Source organism: Micromonospora sp. NBC_01405 (assembly GCF_045040155.1).
In the GTDB taxonomy this organism is placed as follows: Bacteria; Actinomycetota; Actinomycetes; order Mycobacteriales; family Micromonosporaceae; genus Micromonospora.
The window spans coordinates 2,666,562-2,684,894 of record NZ_CP109532.1 but is presented as its reverse complement, the minus strand read 5'-3'; the positions used below and the strand labels follow the sequence as shown (position 1 = coordinate 2,684,894).

The following is an 18,333-nucleotide window of genomic DNA, read 5'->3' as shown; positions in this document are numbered from 1 at the left end:
GCGTGCCCGACCGGCGCAAGTGAAGACAACCGGGCTCCCCGTAACGTGAGGTTGCGTCGGGTCGGCTCAACCCGATTTGACGATCGCCGTGGGCGTGGCACTATTGAGTCAAGTTCACTCAACTTGTGGCGAGTACGCGGCGGGTTGTTCCCGTCACCTGCCCCAACGTAAGAAGCGAGGAAGCGAAGATGGCACGTGCGGTCGGTATCGACCTCGGCACGACGAACTCCTGCGTCAGCGTTCTCGAGGGCGGTGAGCCAGCCGTCATCGCCAACGCTGAGGGCTCGCGGACGACTCCGTCGATCGTCGCGTTCGCCCGCAACGGCGAGGTGCTCGTCGGTGAGGTCGCCAAGCGCCAGGCGGTGACGAACCCGGACCGGACCATCCGGTCGGTCAAGCGGGAGGTCGGCACCAACTGGACCGTCGACATCGACGGCAAGAAGTACACCCCGCAGGAGATCTCGGCCCGGACGCTGATGAAGCTCAAGCGGGACGCCGAGGCGTACCTGGGCGAGCAGATCAGCGACGCGGTGATCACCGTCCCGGCCTACTTCAACGACGGCCAGCGCCAGGCCACCAAGGAGGCCGGCGAGATCGCCGGCTTCAACGTGCTGCGGATCGTCAACGAGCCGACCGCCGCCGCCCTGGCGTACGGGCTGGACAAGGGCTCCAAGGAGCAGACCGTCCTGGTCTTCGACCTCGGCGGCGGCACCTTCGACGTGTCCCTGCTGGAACTGGCCGAGGGCGTCGTCGAGGTCAAGTCCACCAGCGGTGACAACCAGCTCGGTGGCGACGACTGGGACCAGCGGATCATCGACCACCTGGTGAAGACCTTCCGGGGCGAGCACGGCATCGACCTGGCCCAGGACAAGATGGCCCTCCAGCGGCTCCGCGAGGCGGCCGAGAAGGCCAAGATCGAGCTGTCGGCGGCCACCACCAGCAACATCAACCTGCCGTACATCACCGCCGGTGCGGCCGGCCCGCTGCACCTGGACGTGACGCTCAGCCGCGCCGAGTTCCAGCGGATGACGCAGGACCTGCTGGACCGCTGCAAGGGCCCGTTCGAGCAGGCCGTGAAGGACGCCGGGATCAAGATCTCCGGCGTCGACCACGTGATCCTGGTCGGCGGCTCGACCCGGATGCCGGCCGTCACCGACCTGGTCAAGCAGCTCACCGGCCGGGACCCCAACAAGGGCGTCAACCCGGACGAGGTCGTCGCCGTCGGCGCCGCGCTCCAGGCGGGCGTGCTCAAGGGCGAGGTCAAGGACGTCCTGCTGCTCGACGTGACCCCGCTGAGCCTGGGCATCGAGACCAAGGGCGGCATCTTCACCAAGCTCATCGAGCGCAACACCACGATCCCGAGCAAGCGCTCCGAGGTCTTCACCACGGCCGACGACAACCAGCCGTCGGTGCTGATCCAGGTGTTCCAGGGCGAGCGGGAGATCGCGGCCTACAACAAGAAGCTCGGCACCTTCGAGCTGACCGGCCTCCCGCCCGCTCCGCGCGGCGTGCCGCAGGTCGAGGTCACGTTCGACATCGACGCCAACGGCATCGTGAACGTGCACGCGAAGGACCTGGGCACCGGCAAGGAACAGAAAATGATGATCACCGGCGGCTCCTCGCTGCCGAAGGACGACATCGAGCGGATGCGCCGGGACGCCGAGGAGCACGCCGACGACGACAAGCGTCGTCGCGAGGAGGCGGAGACCCGCAACCTCGCCGAGGCGCTCCAGTGGCAGACCGAGAAGTTCCTCGCCGAGAGCGGTGACAAGCTGCCGGGCGAGAACCGGGAGCAGCTCACCGAGGCCCTCGGCGAGCTGCGCGGCGCGCTCGGCGGCCAGGACATCGAGAAGATCAAGGCGGCCCACGAGCGGCTCGCGCAGGTCTCCCAGCAGGCCGGCTCGCTGCTGTACGCGTCTCAGCAGGCCGATCAGGCCGAGCCGGGCCAGCAGCCGGGTGCGGCGGGTGCGGCGGGCGCGGGCGCCGGTGCGACCGGCGGCGCGCAGGCCGGCGGTGCCGACGACGTGGTCGACGCGGAGATCGTGGACGAGGACAAGAAGTGACGATCCGCCTCGCACACGTACTCACGGCAGAGGGATGAGGTAACCGCATGTCGGAGAAGCCACGAGCCGCCGACCCGGGCTCCACCGGGTCGGCGCCGGGTGGCTCCGCGACCGCCGGGCAGTCCGCCGGCGAGCAGCCGCGGGTCGTCATCCGTGACAACCGCAAGATCAACACGTCGGAGGAGCCCGCCGCCACCGACGCCGGGGCGGACGTCCCGGCGGAGGGGCTGGTCGCCGACGCCGAGGTCGTGGTCGACGAGATCGAGGTCGAGGCCGCCTCCGTGGACGGGCCACCCGTGGTCGACGCCCCGGCGCAGCCGGTGGAGAGCGGCACCCCGGCCACCGGCGTGCCGCCCGGCGCGGAGCTGGAGGGGCTGCGGGCCGAGCTCGACGAGCGGACCCGGGACCTCCAGCGGGTGACGGCGGAGTACGCCAACTACCGCAAGCGGGTGGACCGGGACCGCAGCCTGGTCCAGGAGCAGGCGACCGGCTCGGTGCTCGCCGCGCTGCTGCCGATCCTGGACGACCTGGACCGGGCCCGCGAGCACGGCGATCTGGTGGGCCCGTTCGGCGCGGTGGCCGAGCAGCTCACCACCGCGCTGGGCAGGTTCGGCCTGAACGCGTTCGGCGAGCAGGGCGACCCGTTCGACCCGACCCGACACGAGGCGGTGGCCCACCGAACCTCCGCCGACGTGACCGAACCGACCTGCGTACAGGTCATGCGCCGGGGCTATCAGCTCGGCGAACGGCTGCTGCGGCCGGCCATGGTCGCGGTCGCCGACCCGGAGTAGTGCCGACCCGCGCCGTCCCGCCCGCCCGCACCGGGCGGGCGGGACGTCCGGGGTACGTCCCGCGGAAGGGGGTGGACCGGTGAGTTCCAAGGACTGGATCGAGAAGGACTACTACGCCACTCTGGGCGTGCAGAAGTCCGCCTCCCCGGACGAGATCAAGAAGTCGTACCGGAAGCTGGCCCGGGAGTCGCATCCGGACCACAACCCCGGCGACCCGCAGGCCGAGGAGCGGTTCAAGGCCGCCTCCGAGGCGTACGCGGTGCTCGGCGACGAGGCCAAGCGCCGCGAGTACGACGAGATGCGCTCGCTGTTCGGCTCGGGCGCCTTCCGGCGTAACGCCCGGGGAGCGGGCGGCCCCGGCGGGCAGCCGTTCGACGTCTCGGACATGTTCGGCGGCGCGGCCGGCGGCGGTGACCGTCGCTTCGGCGGGGCCGGCTTCCAGGACCTGTTCAGTTCGATCTTCTCGGGCGGCGGGGCAGCCGGTGGGCCGTCCCGTCCTCGTGGCCCCGCCAAGGGCCGGGACATCGAGACCGAGGTGGCGCTCGACTTCGACGACGCGGTCCGCGGGGTGACCCTCCCGCTGACCCTGCGCGCGCCCGGGATCTGCGACACCTGCCACGGCAGCGGGGCGAAGCCCGGCACCCAGCCGGTGACCTGTCAGGTCTGCCACGGTGCCGGGGTGACCACCCGGAACCAGGGGTCGTTCAGCCTGTCCGAGCCGTGCCGCAACTGCCAGGGCGTGGGCACGGTCGTCGAGGAGAAGTGCCCGGAGTGCCACGGCACCGGCGGGGTCACCAAGACCCGCACGCTGAACGTCCGTTTCCCCGCCGGGGTGGCCGACGGGCAGCGGATCCGGCTGGCCGGGCGCGGTGAGCCGGGCGAGCGCGGCGGCCCGGCCGGCGACCTGTTCGTGCACGTGAAGGTCCGGCCGGACGAGCTGTTCGGGCGTACCGGGGACGACCTGACGCTGACCGTGCAGATCACCTTCCCGGAGGCCGTGTTCGGCACGGACCTGCGGGTCCCCACGCTCGACGGCACGGTGACCCTGCGGGTGCCGCCGGGCACGCCAAGCGGCCGGGTGCTGCGGGCCCGGGGCAAGGGCGTGGTGCGCAGGGACGGCCAGGCCGGCGACCTGCTGGTCACGCTCGACGTGGTGGTACCGGCACGGGTGTCCGACGAGGCACGGGCGGCGCTGGAGGCGTTCGCCGAGCAGTCCCCGCCGGCCGCCCGGGAACATCTCGACGCCCGGGTGCGTCGGTTCAGTTGAGCCTGCTGGAGTGCGTACGGAGGTGAGCGGGGATGGTGGGAGAGTTCACCGGCTCGGATGACCCTGCCTACGAGGCCAAGGTCCTGATGATCTCGGTGGCGGCGCGGATGGCGGGGATGCATCCGCAGACGCTGCGCCAGTACGACCGGCTCGGCCTGGTGCAGGCCGGCCGGGCGGCCGGCGGCGGGCGCCGCTACAGCGTCCGGGACGTGGTGCTGCTGCGCGAGGTGCAGCGGCTCAGCCAGGACGAGGGGGTGAACCTGGCCGGGGTCAAGCGGATCATCGGCCTGGAGCACCTGGTGGAGCAGGCGCAGCAGCGGATCGCCCGGCTGGAGGCGGAGCTCGACGCCGCGTACCGCCGGGTGGCCGAGCTGGAGTCGTTGGCCCGGTTTCCCGGTCGGGATCTGGTGCCCACCACCCGCACGTCCACCGCCCTGGTGGTCTGGCGCCCGCGCCGCGACCGCTGACCGTCCGCCACCCAGCCGCACCGCTCCACAGCTCCGGACCGCTCCATCGGCCCGGTCCGCTTCCCGGGTATCCCGGCGCGGACCGGGCCGTTCCGTTAACCTGTGAATCAGGGCCTATCAGCTCAATCCGGGTCATAAGAACCGCTGGAAACCACCGCACCGGCGAGGGGGGACCATGTCGGAACCGGCCAAGAAGGTGGCGCAGCAGGCGGAGGCGCGGCTCGACCGGATCGCGAAGTCCGCCCGGGAGCAGTTCAACAAGATCACCGAGAGCCGGTTCACCGACAGGATCAAGGACGGCCGGTTCGCCGACCAGGTCGACCACGGCGTCGACCAGGGGCGGGCCGACGTGCGGCGCGACCAGCAGCGCGAAGGGCGCGGTGGATCGGCCGCCTGACGGCCGGTGCGCCGACGTGCGGGCCGGGTTCCACGGGGGAACCCGGCCCGTTCGCGTGCCCGGGATGCGTGCCGGTCAGCCGATGCGGCGGTTCTCCCGGACCAGACCGCCCTCGCACCAGTCCCGGTAGGCGAAGAGGTCCGGGCGGGCCAGCAGCACCCGGCTGTTGTGCGTCCAGTTGTGCATCAGCTCGTCGCCGGCCCGTTCCGCCTGCTCGACGAGCTTGCGGAAGCGCCGCTTGGGATGGGCGCGGAAGTTCGTCCGGATGCCGTCGGCGGCGTAGATGTAGAGGCAGTGCAGCGCGAACCGGCGGGCCGGGCAGGCCGGGTCCATCGCCAACTCGAAGAGCGTCTGCACGAGGTGGTCCCCGGCGACCAGCAGGTCCCAGTCCTGAGGCATCGAGGTCAGCGGCACGGAGTCCGGTTGGTAGGCCCACGCCCGCAGCTCCGAGGGAGAGGGGTCGACGGGATTCGTGAAGCCGCGGAACGTCGACTCCTGCACGCTCACCGGCCAACCTTCCGCTTGCGTACGCGGGGGGACCGGCCCGCCGCGGACTGGCTGCTGGGGCGAACGGTAGCCGGGGTCGCCGACCAGCGGAAGGGCTCCCCGGCACGAATTCGACAACCGATGGAACGGGCCGGGTCGGCCGTACGGCCGACCCGGCCCGACCCGTTTCCGTGCCGGGGTCGCGAATCAGTCGGCGCTGACCAGCGGCTCAGTTCGCTGGCGGAGGGCCCGCTGCCGCAGCCACACCTTGAACCAGGCGAAGTCGGGCAGCCGGGCCAGCATCGGCCCGGTCACCACGGTGATCAGCACGTACGCCGTGGCCAGCGCGGCCAGCTTCGGTTCGACGCTGCCGGCGGCGACGGCGAGCCCTGCGATGACGATGGAGAACTCACCGCGTGGCACCAGGGCCAGTCCGGCCCGCCACCGTCCGGGCTCCTTGATCCCCACCCGCCGGGCGGCCAGGTACCCGGTCAGGGTCTTGGTGCCCATCGTCACCACGGCCAGCGCGAGCGCCGGCAGCAGCACGGGCGGGATGTCCCGCGGGTCGGTGACCAGCCCGAAGAAGACGAAGAAGACGGCGGCGAACAGGTCCCGCAGCGGGGAGAGCATCTCGGTGGCGTGGTGGGCCACCGGCCCGGACAGCGCGATGCCGACGAGGAACGCGCCGACCGCCGCCGACACCTGAAGCTTGGCCGCGATCCCGGCGACCAGCAGGGTCAGCCCGAGCACACCGAGCAGCAGCGCCTCCGGGTCCTTCGCCGACAGGGCCGTGGAGATCAGGTGGCCGTACCGGATCGCCACCACGAGCACCAGCACGACGGTGCCGACCGCGACGCTGAGCGCGATGCCGCCGCCGAGCAGGCCGCTGCCGGCCAGCACTGCGGTGAGCAGCGGAAGGTAGAGCGCCATCGCCAGGTCCTCGATGACCAGCACCGAGAGGATCACCGGCGTCTCCCGGTTACCGAGCCGGCCCAGGTCGGCCAGCACCTTGGCGATCACGCCGGACGAGGAGACCCAGGTGATGCCGCCGAGCACGATGGCGGCCACCCAGTCCCAGCCGAGCATGAAGGCGAAGGCCGCGCCGGGCAGCGCGTTGAGCACGCCGTCGATCAGCCCGGCGGGCGCCGCCGAGCGCAGGTTGCCGACCAGTTCGCCGGCCGAGTACTCCAGGCCGAGCATCACCAGCAGCAGGATCACGCCGATCTCGGCGCCGACGGCGAAGAACTCCTCGCTGGCGGCCAGCGGAAGCACACCGCCGTGCCCGAAGACGAGCCCGGCGAGCAGGTAGAGGGGAATGGGTGAGAGGCCGATCCGCCGGCCGAGCCGCCCCAGCAGCCCAAGCAGGAAGAGCAGCGCACCGACCTCGATGAGCAGCGTGGTGGTCTCGTGCATCCGCGCCTCAGCCGTCCGGATCGTTGTCGGCGAGGATGGCTGTCACGCCGTCGAGCCCCTTGCGGGTCCCGACCACGACCACCACGTCACCGGCCTCGAAGCGGAAGGTCGGGTCCGGCGAGACGATCACCTCGCCGTGGCGCAGCACCGCAACGATGGAGGCGCTGGTCCGGGTGCGTGCCTTGGTGTCGCCGAGCCGCTTGTTGACGTACTTCGAGCCGGCCGTGATGATGATTTGCTCGGTGAGCAGCCCGGCGGCCTGCTCCCGGAGCCCGGACAGCTGGCCCAGCATCAGCGACGCGCCGAGGATGTCGGCCAGCGCCTCCGCCTCGTCGTCGGTGAGGGGTATGTCGTGCTGGCATGAATCGGGATCTTCCGGGTCGTACAGGACGAGGTCGCGGCGGCCATTGCGGTGGGAAACCACTCCGAGCCGGCGGCCGGATTCCGTCATCAGATCGTGACGCATTCCGATTCCGGGGAGGGCAGTCTGTTCGACACGTACTCGCACGTGCGCAAGGCTACCGGCTGAGGGGAAGGTCGATGAATGGTCGGTTCCTCCGATGGGCGGTCGCTGTGCTGCTCGTACCGCTGGTGACGGGCTGTTCGATCGGTCCGGTCCGTCGCCCGCCCCCGGACCGGACGGTCCCTCCGCCCAATCCGGCGACCACCGCGCCGGCGTCGTCCCCCACGGCCTCCGACGTCGAGGTACGCGAGGTCCGGGTCGCCGTCGGCCGGCGGTACGACCCGCCGTACGTCGAGTTCGTCACCGCCGAGCAGGGGTACGCCCTCTTCGCGAGCTGCGGAGGCGAGCCCCCGGACCGGAACTGCCCGGCGCTGTTTTACACGACGGTGGACGGCGGGCGTTCCTGGCAGCAGCGGCGACATCCCCGTCCGGTCGCCGGCAGCCAGCAGTTGTACGCCGTCCCCGGCGTGTTGGCGCTCCACTCCGAGCCCCGCGACTGGTACACCTCCACCGACGGCGGCGTCACCTTCGCGCACGCCATCGGGGAGCGGGCCCCCGCGGCCTGGCAGGCCGCCCAGGGCCAGTTCCAGATCGACGAGGCCACCGGCCGGGCGGTTCGCTGGCAGGGGCGGCGGATGACACCCCTGCCCGCCCAGCCGCCGGTGCCCGAACTGCACGGCCTCGTCGAGACCCGTGGCCTGCTGGTGGCGGCCGGCGTCGGCGGCGGCGGGAGACCGTACGCGGCGATCTCGCCCGACGGCGGGCGGAGCTGGCAGCGGACGGCGGTGCCGGCCCCCGACGGCGAGGTCGGGATGCTGCGCCCGGTGGCCGGGCCGGACGGCGAGGCGCGGCTGATCGGCTGGCCGCCGGACCGGACGAGGTTTCCCACCTTCTGGCGATACCTGGGTCGGTGGATGCCGGTGCCCGCCGAGGGGCATCCGGCGCGGGCACACTCGGCGGTACCCCTGACCACCGGCCGGTTCGCCGTCAGCGGCCCGGACGGCGTGGGCGTGGTCGCCGACGGCCGGTACGACCGGCTCGACTGGCCGGTCGGCCCCGAGCACCACCTGACCCTGCTGGACGACGGCACGGTGCTGGGCCGCGCCTCCGACGAGGTACTGCTGGCCTCGGGGCCGGTCGGCAGCCGCCACTGGGTGCGGGTGGTGCTGGAACCCACCTGAGCGGCCGGCTCGTGCGGATGGCGGCTGCCCGCACCGGTTGTGCCAAGCCGGTGAGGGCCCTATTTAACCGCCTGTGGAGCTGCCCGGAGCTGCCCGGCCCCCTGCCGGCCGCCGGGGAGCTCGGCTGGCGGTGGAAGCAGCGTAGGTGACCCAGCTCACACCCCCAGGGTTGAGCGGAATAGGCTCAACTCTGGTTGTGTCCTTCCTAGTGGACACGCCGATCCGGGGGAGCCCATGAACACGGAACGTCTCACCACCAAGAGCCGCGAAACCATTACCGGTGCCGTCGCGCTGGCGAACCAGCGCGGCCACGCCACCGTGGAGCCCTGGCACCTGCTGCTGTCGCTGCTGGACACCGAGGGATCGACCGCGGCGGGCCTGCTGCGCGCCGCCGGGGCCGACCCCGCCGAGCTGCGCCGGGCCGCCCAACGCGCGGTCGACGGCCTGCCGGCAGCCAGGGGCTCCAGCCTCGCCGAGCCCACCCTGGCCCGCGAGTTCGTCAACGCCATCGGCGCCGCCGAGCAGATCGCCCGGCCGCTGGGCGACGAGTACACCTCGACCGAGCACCTGCTCGCCGGCCTGGCCCGGGTCGGCGGCGCGGTCGCCGGCGCGCTGAGGAACGCCGGCGCGACCGAGGAGAACCTGGTCGCCGCCTTCCCGACCGTCCGGGGCGGGGACCGGCGGGTCACCACCGCCGACCCGGAGCAGACCTACCAGGCACTGACCAAGTACGGCGTCGACCTGACCGCCAGCGCGCGGGACGGCAAGATCGACCCGGTGATCGGCCGGGACTCCGAGATCCGCCGGGTGATCCAGGTGCTGTCCCGGCGTACCAAGAACAACCCGGTGCTGATCGGCGAGCCCGGCGTCGGCAAGACGGCGATCGTCGAGGGCCTGGCCCAGCGGATCGTGGCCGGCGACGTGCCCGAGTCGCTGCGGGGCAAGAAGCTGATCTCGCTCGACCTCGGCGCGATGGTGGCCGGCGCGCAGTACCGGGGGCAGTTCGAGGAGCGGCTGAAGTCCGTGCTGGAGGAGATCAAGAACTCCAACGGGCAGGTCATCACCTTCCTCGACGAGCTGCACACCGTTGTCGGCGCCGGCAAGGGCGAGGGCTCGATGGACGCCGGCAACATGCTCAAGCCGATGCTGGCGCGCGGCGAGCTGCGGATGGTCGGCGCGACCACCCTCGACGAGTACCGCGAACACATCGAGAAGGACCCGGCCCTGGAGCGCCGCTTCCAGCCGGTGCTGGTCGGCGAGCCGACCATCGAGGACACCATCGGCATCCTGCGCGGCCTCAAGGAGCGCTACGAGGTGCACCACGGGGTGCGGATCACGGACGCCGCCCTGGTCGCCGCCGCGTCCCTGTCCGACCGGTACATCACCGAGCGATTCCTGCCGGACAAGGCCATCGACCTGGTCGACGAGTCCGCGTCCCGGTTGCGCATGGAGATCGACTCCCGGCCGGTCGAGGTGGACGAGATCGAGCGGGCGGTGCGCCGGCTGGAGATCGAGGAGATGGCGCTGGCCAAGGAGCCGGACGCCGCCTCCGCCGACCGGTTGGAGCGGCTGCGCAAGGAGTTGGCCGACAAGCGCGAGCAGCTCACCGCGCTGTCCGAGCGCTGGCAGTTGGAGAAGGACCACATCACCCGGCTCTCCACGGCCAAGGAGGAGCTGGAGCGGCTCGGCGGCGAGGCCGAGCGGGCCGAGCGCGACGGCGAGCTGGAGCGGGCCGCCGAGCTGCGTTACGGCCGGATTCCCGAGCTCAAGGCCGACCTGGCGAAGGCCGAGGAGGAGCTGGCCCGGCTCCAGGCCGAGGGCGCGATGCTCAAGGAGGAGGTCGGCGCGGACGACATCGCCGCCGTGGTCGCCTCCTGGACCGGCATCCCCGCCGGCCGGCTGCTGGAGGGCGAGACCGCCAAGCTGCTCCGGATGGAGGAGTCGCTGGGCTCGCGGGTCGTCGGCCAGGCCGAGGGCGTCGCCGCGGTCTCCGACGCGGTCCGCCGGGCCCGGGCCGGCGTCGCCGACCCGGACCGCCCGACCGGCAGCTTCCTGTTCCTCGGCCCGACCGGCGTCGGCAAGACCGAGCTGGCCAAGGCGCTCGCGGAGTTCCTCTTCGACGACGAGCGGGCCATGGTCCGCATCGACATGAGCGAGTACGGCGAGAAGCACTCCGTCGCCCGCCTCGTCGGCGCCCCGCCCGGGTACGTGGGCTACGAGGCGGGCGGCCAGCTCACCGAGGCGGTGCGCCGCCGGCCGTACTCGGTGATCCTGTTGGACGAGGTGGAGAAGGCCCACCCCGACGTGTTCGACGTGCTGCTCCAGGTGCTCGACGACGGTCGGCTCACCGACGGCCAGGGCCGCACGGTGGACTTCCGCAACGCGATCCTGGTCCTCACCTCCAACCTCGGGTCGTCGGTGATCAGCGACCTGACGATGGCCGAGGAGCAGCGCCGGGAGGGCGTCCTCGCGATGGTCCGGTCGCACTTCAAGCCGGAGTTCCTCAACCGGCTCGACGACATCGTGGTCTTCGCCGCGCTGCACGGGGACGACCTGCGGGCCATCGTGGACATCCAGCTTGAGCGGATGCGTCGGCGGCTGGCCGACCGCCGGCTCGGCCTGGAGATCACCGAGGCGGCTCGCGGCTGGCTCGCCGAGCACGGGTACGACCCGATCTACGGTGCCCGGCCGCTACGCCGGCTGGTGCAGTCCGCCATCGGCGACCAGCTCGCCAGGGCGCTGCTCTCCGGCACGGTCCGCGACGGCGACACGGTGAGGGTCGACCTGGCCGACGGCCGGGACGGCCTGACCGTCACCGCCTGACGCCGCCGCCCAGGTGTCGGAAGGGGCCCCCTGTGCAACGTTTCGGCGTTGACAGGGGGCCTCTTCGCCCGATCGGGTATGGAGGTGGGCATGTTCGGACGCGGAAACAAGGAGCTCGACGCGGCGGTGCGGGAGCTGGCGAAGGCCGACACCCTCGCGTTCGGCGGGGTGGGCTTCGCCGGCACGCTGTTGCCGGTGACCGAGGCGTACCAGGAGGTCGAGCGGCAGCTCGACGCGCACCCGGAGCAGGCCCGGCGGAAGGTCGACCGGCTGCTGGAACACGGCTCGCCAGCCGGTCGGGCGTACGCGGCGACGCTGCTCGGCCGGGTCGACCCGGCGGGCGCGCGGGCGGCGTGGGAGTCACTGCGCGACGAGCCGGCCGAGTTCACCACCTTCGGCGGCTGCGTCATGGGCCGGAGCCGGCTGGGCGAGTACGCCGCCGCCCGGCTCGCCGAGGGTTGATCGACCAGCCGGGTCGACGCTGACCGATCGGGGCTGACACCCACCGGCCGCCGGCCGTACGGTCCTGCCATGACCGCACCCGTGGCCGCCCCGGTCCGTCCGCCCCGACCGACCTCGGTCGTCGTCGCCTGTTGGCTCCAGATCGCCACCGTGCTGATCCTGCTCGGACTGGTCGCCCTGATGGTGTACGAGGCGGTGCGCTTCGACGGCGAGATCAGCCGGGTGGCCCGGCTGGTGCCGGACGCGGACCCCGCCGAGGTGCGCGACGAGCGGGACACCAACGTCTTCGGCACCCTCTTCATGGGCATTCCCGTCCTGCTGCTCGCCGGCTGGCTCGCCGGCACCGCACTACCGCTGCTGCGAGGGCGCAACGTCGCGCGCATCCTGGTCTTCGTCTCCGCCGGTGGGCAACTGCTGCTCTGTCTCGGTCCGGCGTGCTCCGGCACGCTGCTGTTCCCGCTCATCCTCGCGTTCGGGTTCTCCGAGGGGATGGGCCCCGAGGGGGAGCCGCTCCCCGAGGAGGACTTCTGGCAGGAGTCGAGGTTCCTGGAGACCCTGTACGGCCGGCAGGAGTCACACGACGATGTGATCTTCCCGATCATCGGGATCAGCGTGCTGACCGCGCTGCTGCTCACCGCGACCGTGGTGCTGCTGCTCTCCCTGCCGCCCGCGAACCGGTACTTCCGCCCTCGGGCGCAGCCGCCGGCCGGCCCGGTGCCCTACGTCGGCTGGCCCACCGCCCCGCTCCCGCCGGTCGCGCCGGCGGGCGCCTGGGTGCCGGCCGGGTACCCGGTCCCGTCGGGGTACCTGATCTGCCCCGACCCGGCCCTGCACCTCGCCCACCCCCCGACGTCGCCCGGCCCGGCCGGTCCGGCGTCAGTGCCGCCCGGTTCGACCCCCGCGCCGGCCGGGCCCCCGGTCCCCGATCCGCCCGCAGCGCCAGGTAGCTGAGCCCCTACTCAGCGATCGCGAGGTTCCCTGACGTGCGCAGGGTTGTTACCGTCTCCGCCGACGCAACTGGGGAGGCGATCGGATTGAACGGATCGGTGGCATATCTGGTGGCGGCGGCGGGCTGCCTCATCGCGGTGGCCGGGATCGTCATCGCCGTGGTGGCGATTCGGCGGACCCGGACCAAGCCGCCCCGGCACCCCGGCCCGACCGACCCGTTCCGCGACCGGGACGCCGACGCGCTGCGGGGCGACCCGCGCCGGCTGAGCCCCGGCGACATCGTCGAGATCCGTGGGACGTCGTACGCGGTGCGCGGCTCGGTGCTGCTCAAGGAGGGCAGCTGGACCTGGTCGGAGCACCTGCTCGACGACGCCGGCGGTGGCCAGCTCTGGCTCTCCGTCGAGGAGGACCCGGACCTGGAGCTGGTGTTCTGGAAGACCGACCCGGCGCTCACCCTCACCCCTGGCCCGCCGACCGTCGACCTCGACGGCCACCGGTACACCAGCAACGAGTCCGGGCACGCGCTCTTCACCGGCACCGGGACCACCGGCCTTGACCCGTCCGGCGCCATGCGCTATCACGACTACCGGGGCCCGGGTGCCCTCCGGCTCTCCTTCGAGGCGTACGGCAACGCCGCGTGGGAGGTGGCGCGGGGCGAGGTGCTGCACCGCTCCGAGGTGATGATCTACCCGCAGGCCGGCCCCGGGAAGGTGAGCTGACCCGTGCTGGTCACCCTCGACACCCCGTACGTCGACACCAGCGCCGCCGACCTCAGCCTCGCCCTCGGCGACGCGGAGCGCCCCGCGCTGCACGTGCTCGACCTCGACCTGCCCGCCGGTGTCCGGCTGCGGCTGCGCCTGCTCGGCGCCTCCCACCAGGTGGTGCTCCGCGCGGCGGGCACCGAGCTGACCGAGACCGTGGCCTGCCTGCCCGGCAGCCCGCCCGAGCTGCCCGCCACGAGGCTGGACGAGGCGAACGGCTACTGGTTCACCGCCACGGTGCTGCGGCCGGCCGGAACGGAGCTGAGCGACCGGGTCGCCGCGCTCCGCGCAGAGCTGGCCAACGACCCGTACGCCCTGGTCGGGGTCTTCCCGGGCGATGCGGACGCGGTGACCGCCCTCGCGGTCCGACCGGATCCGCCGGACGGGACGGTCTCCTGGCGCACCTGGCACGCGTACCCCCAGACCAACGAGCTTGTCCTGACCGAGACGGTGGTGTCCCTGTGAAGACGTACCGACCCTGGTTCGTGGTGGGAGCGGCGGTCGCCGTGATCGGTGCGCTGATCGCCGCCTTCGCGATCTTCTACGGCAACTTCTCCCCGCGCGGCTACGTGGAGGACAGGTACACCCGGGCGGTGAGCCGGGACATCGGCGGGAACGCCGCCGCGTACACCTCGTCGAAGTCGCCCAGCCAGGTCGCCGACGAGATGACCGACGCCTGGAAGCCGGCCGACCAGTACATCGACGGCAGCGGCGTCTATCTGCGCTACGACGACGACTCGGTGGTGATCCTGCCGATCGCCGCCGGCTCGGTGATCCTGCTCGAACGCATGACCACCGCCTACCCTCGCTACCACTCGACCGTCGGGTCGCACTGGGGCTGGGGACGCGGCAGCACCGTCCGGGGCGGCGGCCCCGGCACCGGCAAGTAGCCCGACGACCGACCCCCTCACCCTGGAGCCCTCTGTGCAGAACCTCGTCATCGATCTGCTGGTGACCCTCGCCTACGGCGTGGTCGGCGTCGTCCTGATGGGCATCGGCTACGGGCTGGTCGACGTGGCCACCCCTGGCAAGCTCCACGAGCTGATCTGGACCGAGCGCAACCGCAACGCCGCGCTGCTGCTCTCCTCCAACCTGCTCGGCGTCGGCACCATCGTGGTCGCGGCGATCGTGGCCAGCGAGGACGACTTCCTCATCGGCCTGGTCGGCGCGACGGCGTACGGGATCGTCGGCCTGGTCATCATGGCCGCCGCGTTCCTGCTGCTCGACGCGGTGACCCCGGGCCGGCTCGGTGAGCTGCTCGTCGACCCGGAGCCGCACCCCGCCGTGTGGGTGTCGGCCGTGGTGCACCTCGCCACCGGCGCGATCATCGCCGCCGCGATCAGTTGATGGCCGCTTCAGCTCACCCGGGCGGCAGGCGGCCGGGCAAGCCGGCGGTGAAGGCCTCGTCCTCGGCCGCCTCCGGCTGGATCGTCGCCCTGGTCACCGTCGTCGTGGTCGGTGGCTGCATCGGCGTCGGCGTCCTCAACGGCGACTCCGGCGGCACCACCGTTCCCGCTCCGGCGGCCGACGAGCGCGCCGACACCGTGCCGATCCTCGCGCAGGCCGCCACCAGCCAGGGCATCTGCTACGGCTGGCGGCTGGAGAGCTACTACGGCTCGGTGGTCAGCGTCGGCTCCAACCTCGGCGACGGGGTGGCCGTGGTCGACAACCCGGCCTGCCCGCGCTGGGTCGAGGTGACCGCCGAGGTCAGGTACACCTCGGAGAGCAGCGAGAGCAGTGACTCGGCGAGCCTCTACGTGAAGGGCTCGACCGACATGGCCCGGGCCGACCTGTACGCCGTGAAGAACGGCCTGCAACGGTTCGGGCTGGACGACGGCGCCTTCGTCGACGACCCCGGCTGGGCGGTCTGCCGGGCGGCCGTGGCGCTGCCCCTGCTGATGGCGGAGGCCGGCATGGCCGAGCCCGCCGCCACCCCCGCCGCCGTGCCGGGCGCGGCGGTTGCCCCGCTGCCCGACGTCGGCAGCGACTTCTGGCGGGACCGGTGGGGCTGGCTGCTCGCCACCGCCGGGCTGCTGCTGGTCGCCGCGCTGCTGTTCACCGTGGGGTTCGTGCGGCGCAGTCGGCAGCGCGCCCAGGCACCCGCCGGGCGTACCCGGGGGAAGGCGTGACCACCGAGGCGCCGGCGGCGGCCGACGGCGGCCCCACCGCCCGGCCGCGCTGGCGGCTGTCCCGCGCCGCGGTGCTGGTCGCGGTCTTCGTCTGCGCCGCCTGTGGCCTGGTGTACGAGCTGGCCCTCGTCGCGCTCGGCAGCTACCTGATCGGCGACACCGTCGGCCAGGCGTCGATCGTGCTCGGCGTGATGGTCTTCGCGATGGGCGTCGGCGCGCTCGCCGCCAAGCCGTTGCAGTCCCGGGCCGCCGCCGCGTTCGCGTTGGTCGAGCTGGCCCTGGCCCTGCTGGGCGGGCTGTCGGTGCTCGGCCTGTACGCGGCCTTCGCCTGGCTGGACATGTACGGTCCGGCGCTGGTCGGCACCGCGTTCGTGCTCGGCCTGCTGATCGGCGCGGAGATCCCGCTGCTGATGGTCATGCTGCAACGCATCCGGGAACAGTCCGCAGGCAGCGCGGTGGCCGACCTGTTCGCCGCCGACTACGTCGGCGCACTGCTCGGCGGGCTCGCCTTCCCGTTCCTGCTGATGCCCGTCTTCGGCCAGCTCAAGGGTGCCCTGGTGGTCGGCGCGGTGAACGCGGTGGCCGGCGTCGCGCTGGTCTGCACGGTGTTCCGCGCGGAGCTGAGCCGCCGGGCGCGGATCGCGGTCGGCGGCGGCTCCGTCGTGGTCGCCCTCTGCCTCGGGTACGCGTGGATCACCGCCCACGACTTCGAGTTGACCGCCCGGCAGCAGCTCTACCGGGACCCGGTGGTGCACGCCGAACGGAGCCGGTACCAGGAGATCGTGCTCACCCGCTCGGTGCGGGAGGTCGGCCACGCCGACACCGACCTGCGGCTGTTCCTCAACGGCGACCTCCAGTTCAGCTCGGTCGACGAGTACCGCTACCACGAGGCGCTGGTGCACCCCGCGCTGAACGGCCCCCGCGGCGAGGTGCTGGTGCTCGGCGCCGGGGACGGGCTCGCGGTCCGGGAGATCCTGCGCTATCCCGACGTGCGCCGGGTGACCGTGGTCGACCTCGACCCGGCCGTGGTGGCGCTCGCCCGCAGCGAGCCGCAGCTGCGCCGGCTCAACGGCGACGCGTTCGCCGACCCCCGGGTGCGGGTGGTCAACGTCGACGCGTTCGGTTGGCTGCGCGCCGCCACCGAGCGGTTCGACGTGGTGGTCGCCGACCTGCCCGACCCGGACGAGACGGCCACCGCAAAGCTCTACACCGTCGAGTTCTACGAGCTGATCCGGGCGGTGCTCGCCGAGCGCGGACGGCTGGTCGTGCAGTCCGGCTCGCCGTACTTCGCGCCCCGGTCGTACTGGTCGATCGAGGCGTCCGTGCGGGAGGCCGGCTTCGCCACCGTGCCATACCACGTCGACGTGCCGAGCTTCGGCGACTGGGGGTTCGTGCTCGCCGCGCCGGGGGGCACCCCGCCGGGGCTGGCGCTGCCGGCCGACGCGTCAGGGCTGCGCTTCCTCACCGCCGGGACGCTGGCGTCGGCCGCGAACTTCCCCGCCGACCGGAGCCGGATCGACCTGCCCGCCTCGACCCTGTTGCGGCCCCGCGTGCTGGAGTACGCCCGCGCCGAGTGGCGCGGCTACTAGGGTCGTTGCCATGGTGCGCGGACCGTCGCGTCGCCGGTGGATGCCGCCCCGGGCGGAGGCTGCGGCGGCGTACCTTGAGGCGTTCGTCCTGTCCGGGGTGGCCTCTGTGCTGCTCATCCGGGCGTACCTCCAGGCCACCGACTACCCGCAGCTCGGCGGCGGCGGCCTGCACATCGCGCACGTGCTCTGGGGCGGCCTGCTGATGGCCGCCGGCCTCGGCGTGGCGCTGGTCTTCCTCGGCGGCGCGGCCCGGATGACCGGCGCGATCCTCGGCGGCATCGGATTCGGCCTGTTCATCGACGAGGTGGGAAAGTTCGTCACCACCGGGACGGACTACTTCTACGCCCCGGCAGCCGGCATCATCTACGGCGTCTTCGCCCTGCTCGTGGTCATCACCCAGGCGGTGCGCGGGCGGACCCGGCTGCTCCCCGCCGAGCGCACCGCGAACGCCCTGGACGCCGTGCTCGGCGGCCTGATCAACGGTCTCACCGACCGGCGTCGGGCCGAGGTGCTCCGGCTGGCCCGGGGCTCCGGGGCGTTGACCGAGGCCGCCGTGGCCGGGCTGCTCGACGCGGTGCCCCGCCGGGAGCCGCCGCCGCCCCGGTTCTGGCAGCCATGGCTGGCCCGGCTCCGCCGGTTCGTCATCGGGCTGACCGCCCAGCGCTGGCTGGTCAGCCTGGTGGTGGTCTACCTGGTGGCGGCGCCGGCCCTGACCCTGATCGGCGTGCTGCTGGACGGGGTGACCGGCGCGCTGGACCAGGAGCGGGAGTGGGGCGCGGTGCTCGGCGTCTCGGCGTCCGCGCTGGTCACCGCCGTGCTCAGCGTCACGGCGGCGTTCCGGCTGCGCCGGGACCCGGTCGACGCGTTCCGGCTGTTCAAGCTGGCGATCCTGGTCGACCTGCTGTTCGGGCAGATCTTCAACTTCACGGTCAACCAGTTCGGCGCGGTCACCGCGGTGGGTGCCGACCTGTTCCTGCTCGCCGTGGTGACCGCCGAGCACCGGCAGCTGCGCCGGGAAGCCGACCGGCGCGCGTCCGCATCCGGCGCGCCCCGCACCATCTGACGTGCCGGGCTGGCCCGTACTGGATACGGT

Annotated in this window: 19 protein-coding genes; 16 read left to right on the top strand and 3 right to left on the bottom strand. The window is 72.7% G+C overall.

Annotated features, from left to right (window positions below; all coding sequences use genetic code 11):
• Window positions 1-188 precede the first annotated feature (188 nt).
• The 5 genes from dnaK (at window position 189) to OG559_RS11120 (ending at window position 4,985) form a co-directional block, all read left to right on the top strand.
• Window positions 189-2,063, top strand: a complete 1,875-nt coding sequence (dnaK, locus tag OG559_RS11140; protein ID WP_405114904.1) for a molecular chaperone DnaK — start codon at window positions 189-191, stop codon at window positions 2,061-2,063.
• A 47-nt stretch (window positions 2,064-2,110) separates the two neighbouring features.
• Window positions 2,111-2,854 carry a nucleotide exchange factor GrpE gene (gene grpE / locus OG559_RS11135; RefSeq protein WP_405114902.1) on the top strand — a complete coding sequence of 248 codons (744 nt, stop codon included), beginning with the start codon at window positions 2,111-2,113 and terminating at the stop codon, window positions 2,852-2,854.
• Between the two features lie 79 nt (window positions 2,855-2,933).
• Window positions 2,934-4,121, top strand: a complete 1,188-nt coding sequence (gene dnaJ / locus OG559_RS11130; RefSeq protein ID WP_396671736.1) for a molecular chaperone DnaJ — start codon at window positions 2,934-2,936, stop codon at window positions 4,119-4,121.
• Between the two features lie 32 nt (window positions 4,122-4,153).
• The gene (locus OG559_RS11125) at window positions 4,154-4,588 is read left to right on the top strand and encodes a heat shock protein transcriptional repressor HspR (RefSeq protein ID WP_405114900.1); all 435 of its coding nucleotides are present in this window, start codon (window positions 4,154-4,156) and stop codon (window positions 4,586-4,588) included.
• A 175-nt stretch (window positions 4,589-4,763) separates the two neighbouring features.
• Window positions 4,764-4,985, top strand: a complete 222-nt coding sequence (locus tag OG559_RS11120) for a hypothetical protein (RefSeq protein WP_396671734.1) — start codon at window positions 4,764-4,766, stop codon at window positions 4,983-4,985.
• A gap of 75 nt (window positions 4,986-5,060) precedes the next feature.
• Here the strand turns inward: OG559_RS11120 and OG559_RS11115 are convergent, their stop codons facing one another.
• The 3 genes from OG559_RS11115 to OG559_RS11105 all read right to left on the bottom strand — a co-directional run bounded on the left by OG559_RS11115 (window position 5,061) and on the right by OG559_RS11105 (window position 7,392).
• Window positions 5,061-5,492: a hypothetical protein gene (locus OG559_RS11115; protein ID WP_405114897.1), complete on the bottom strand. Its 432-nt coding sequence runs from the start codon at window positions 5,490-5,492 to the stop codon at window positions 5,061-5,063.
• Between the two features lie 186 nt (window positions 5,493-5,678).
• Window positions 5,679-6,884, bottom strand: a complete 1,206-nt coding sequence (locus OG559_RS11110) for a cation:proton antiporter (protein ID WP_405114895.1) — start codon at window positions 6,882-6,884, stop codon at window positions 5,679-5,681.
• A gap of 7 nt (window positions 6,885-6,891) precedes the next feature.
• Window positions 6,892-7,392, bottom strand: coding sequence for a cation:proton antiporter regulatory subunit (locus OG559_RS11105; RefSeq protein WP_405114894.1), 501 nt, complete (start codon window positions 7,390-7,392; stop codon window positions 6,892-6,894).
• A gap of 32 nt (window positions 7,393-7,424) precedes the next feature.
• Here OG559_RS11105 and OG559_RS11100 point away from each other — a divergent pair, with 32 nt between their 5' ends.
• From OG559_RS11100 to OG559_RS11050, 11 genes are all read left to right on the top strand, one after another.
• Window positions 7,425-8,528, top strand: coding sequence for a hypothetical protein (locus OG559_RS11100; RefSeq protein ID WP_405114892.1), 1,104 nt, complete (start codon window positions 7,425-7,427; stop codon window positions 8,526-8,528).
• Between the two features lie 234 nt (window positions 8,529-8,762).
• Window positions 8,763-11,351, top strand: a complete 2,589-nt coding sequence (gene clpB, locus OG559_RS11095; RefSeq protein WP_405114890.1) for an ATP-dependent chaperone ClpB — start codon at window positions 8,763-8,765, stop codon at window positions 11,349-11,351.
• A 90-nt stretch (window positions 11,352-11,441) separates the two neighbouring features.
• Window positions 11,442-11,813: a hypothetical protein gene (locus OG559_RS11090; protein ID WP_405114888.1), complete on the top strand. Its 372-nt coding sequence runs from the start codon at window positions 11,442-11,444 to the stop codon at window positions 11,811-11,813.
• 69 nt (window positions 11,814-11,882) lie between these two features.
• Window positions 11,883-12,764: a hypothetical protein gene (locus OG559_RS11085; RefSeq protein ID WP_405114886.1), complete on the top strand. Its 882-nt coding sequence runs from the start codon at window positions 11,883-11,885 to the stop codon at window positions 12,762-12,764.
• An 83-nt stretch (window positions 12,765-12,847) separates the two neighbouring features.
• Entirely contained in the window at window positions 12,848-13,480 is a 633-nt protein-coding gene (locus OG559_RS11080) for a DUF4178 domain-containing protein (RefSeq protein ID WP_405116574.1), read from the top strand.
• A gap of 3 nt (window positions 13,481-13,483) precedes the next feature.
• Complete coding sequence (locus OG559_RS11075; protein ID WP_405114884.1) at window positions 13,484-13,987, top strand: DUF2617 family protein; 504 nt, start codon at window positions 13,484-13,486, stop codon at window positions 13,985-13,987.
• Entirely contained in the window at window positions 13,984-14,412 is a 429-nt protein-coding gene (locus OG559_RS11070; RefSeq protein WP_405114882.1) for a DUF4247 domain-containing protein, read from the top strand. The genes OG559_RS11075 and OG559_RS11070 overlap by 4 nt, the downstream gene beginning before the upstream one ends.
• 34 nt (window positions 14,413-14,446) lie before the next feature.
• Window positions 14,447-14,869: a DUF350 domain-containing protein gene (locus tag OG559_RS11065; protein WP_396671723.1), complete on the top strand. Its 423-nt coding sequence runs from the start codon at window positions 14,447-14,449 to the stop codon at window positions 14,867-14,869.
• Entirely contained in the window at window positions 14,869-15,651 is a 783-nt protein-coding gene (locus tag OG559_RS11060; protein ID WP_405114880.1) for a hypothetical protein, read from the top strand. Before OG559_RS11065 ends, OG559_RS11060 begins: the two co-directional genes overlap by 1 nt.
• Window positions 15,648-17,240 carry a polyamine aminopropyltransferase gene (locus OG559_RS11055; protein ID WP_405114878.1) on the top strand — a complete coding sequence of 531 codons (1,593 nt, stop codon included), beginning with the start codon at window positions 15,648-15,650 and terminating at the stop codon, window positions 17,238-17,240. The genes OG559_RS11060 and OG559_RS11055 overlap by 4 nt, the downstream gene beginning before the upstream one ends.
• Window positions 17,241-17,280: 40 nt before the next feature.
• Entirely contained in the window at window positions 17,281-18,303 is a 1,023-nt protein-coding gene (locus OG559_RS11050; protein ID WP_405116572.1) for a hypothetical protein, read from the top strand.
• The last annotated feature ends 30 nt before the right edge of the window (window positions 18,304-18,333 follow it).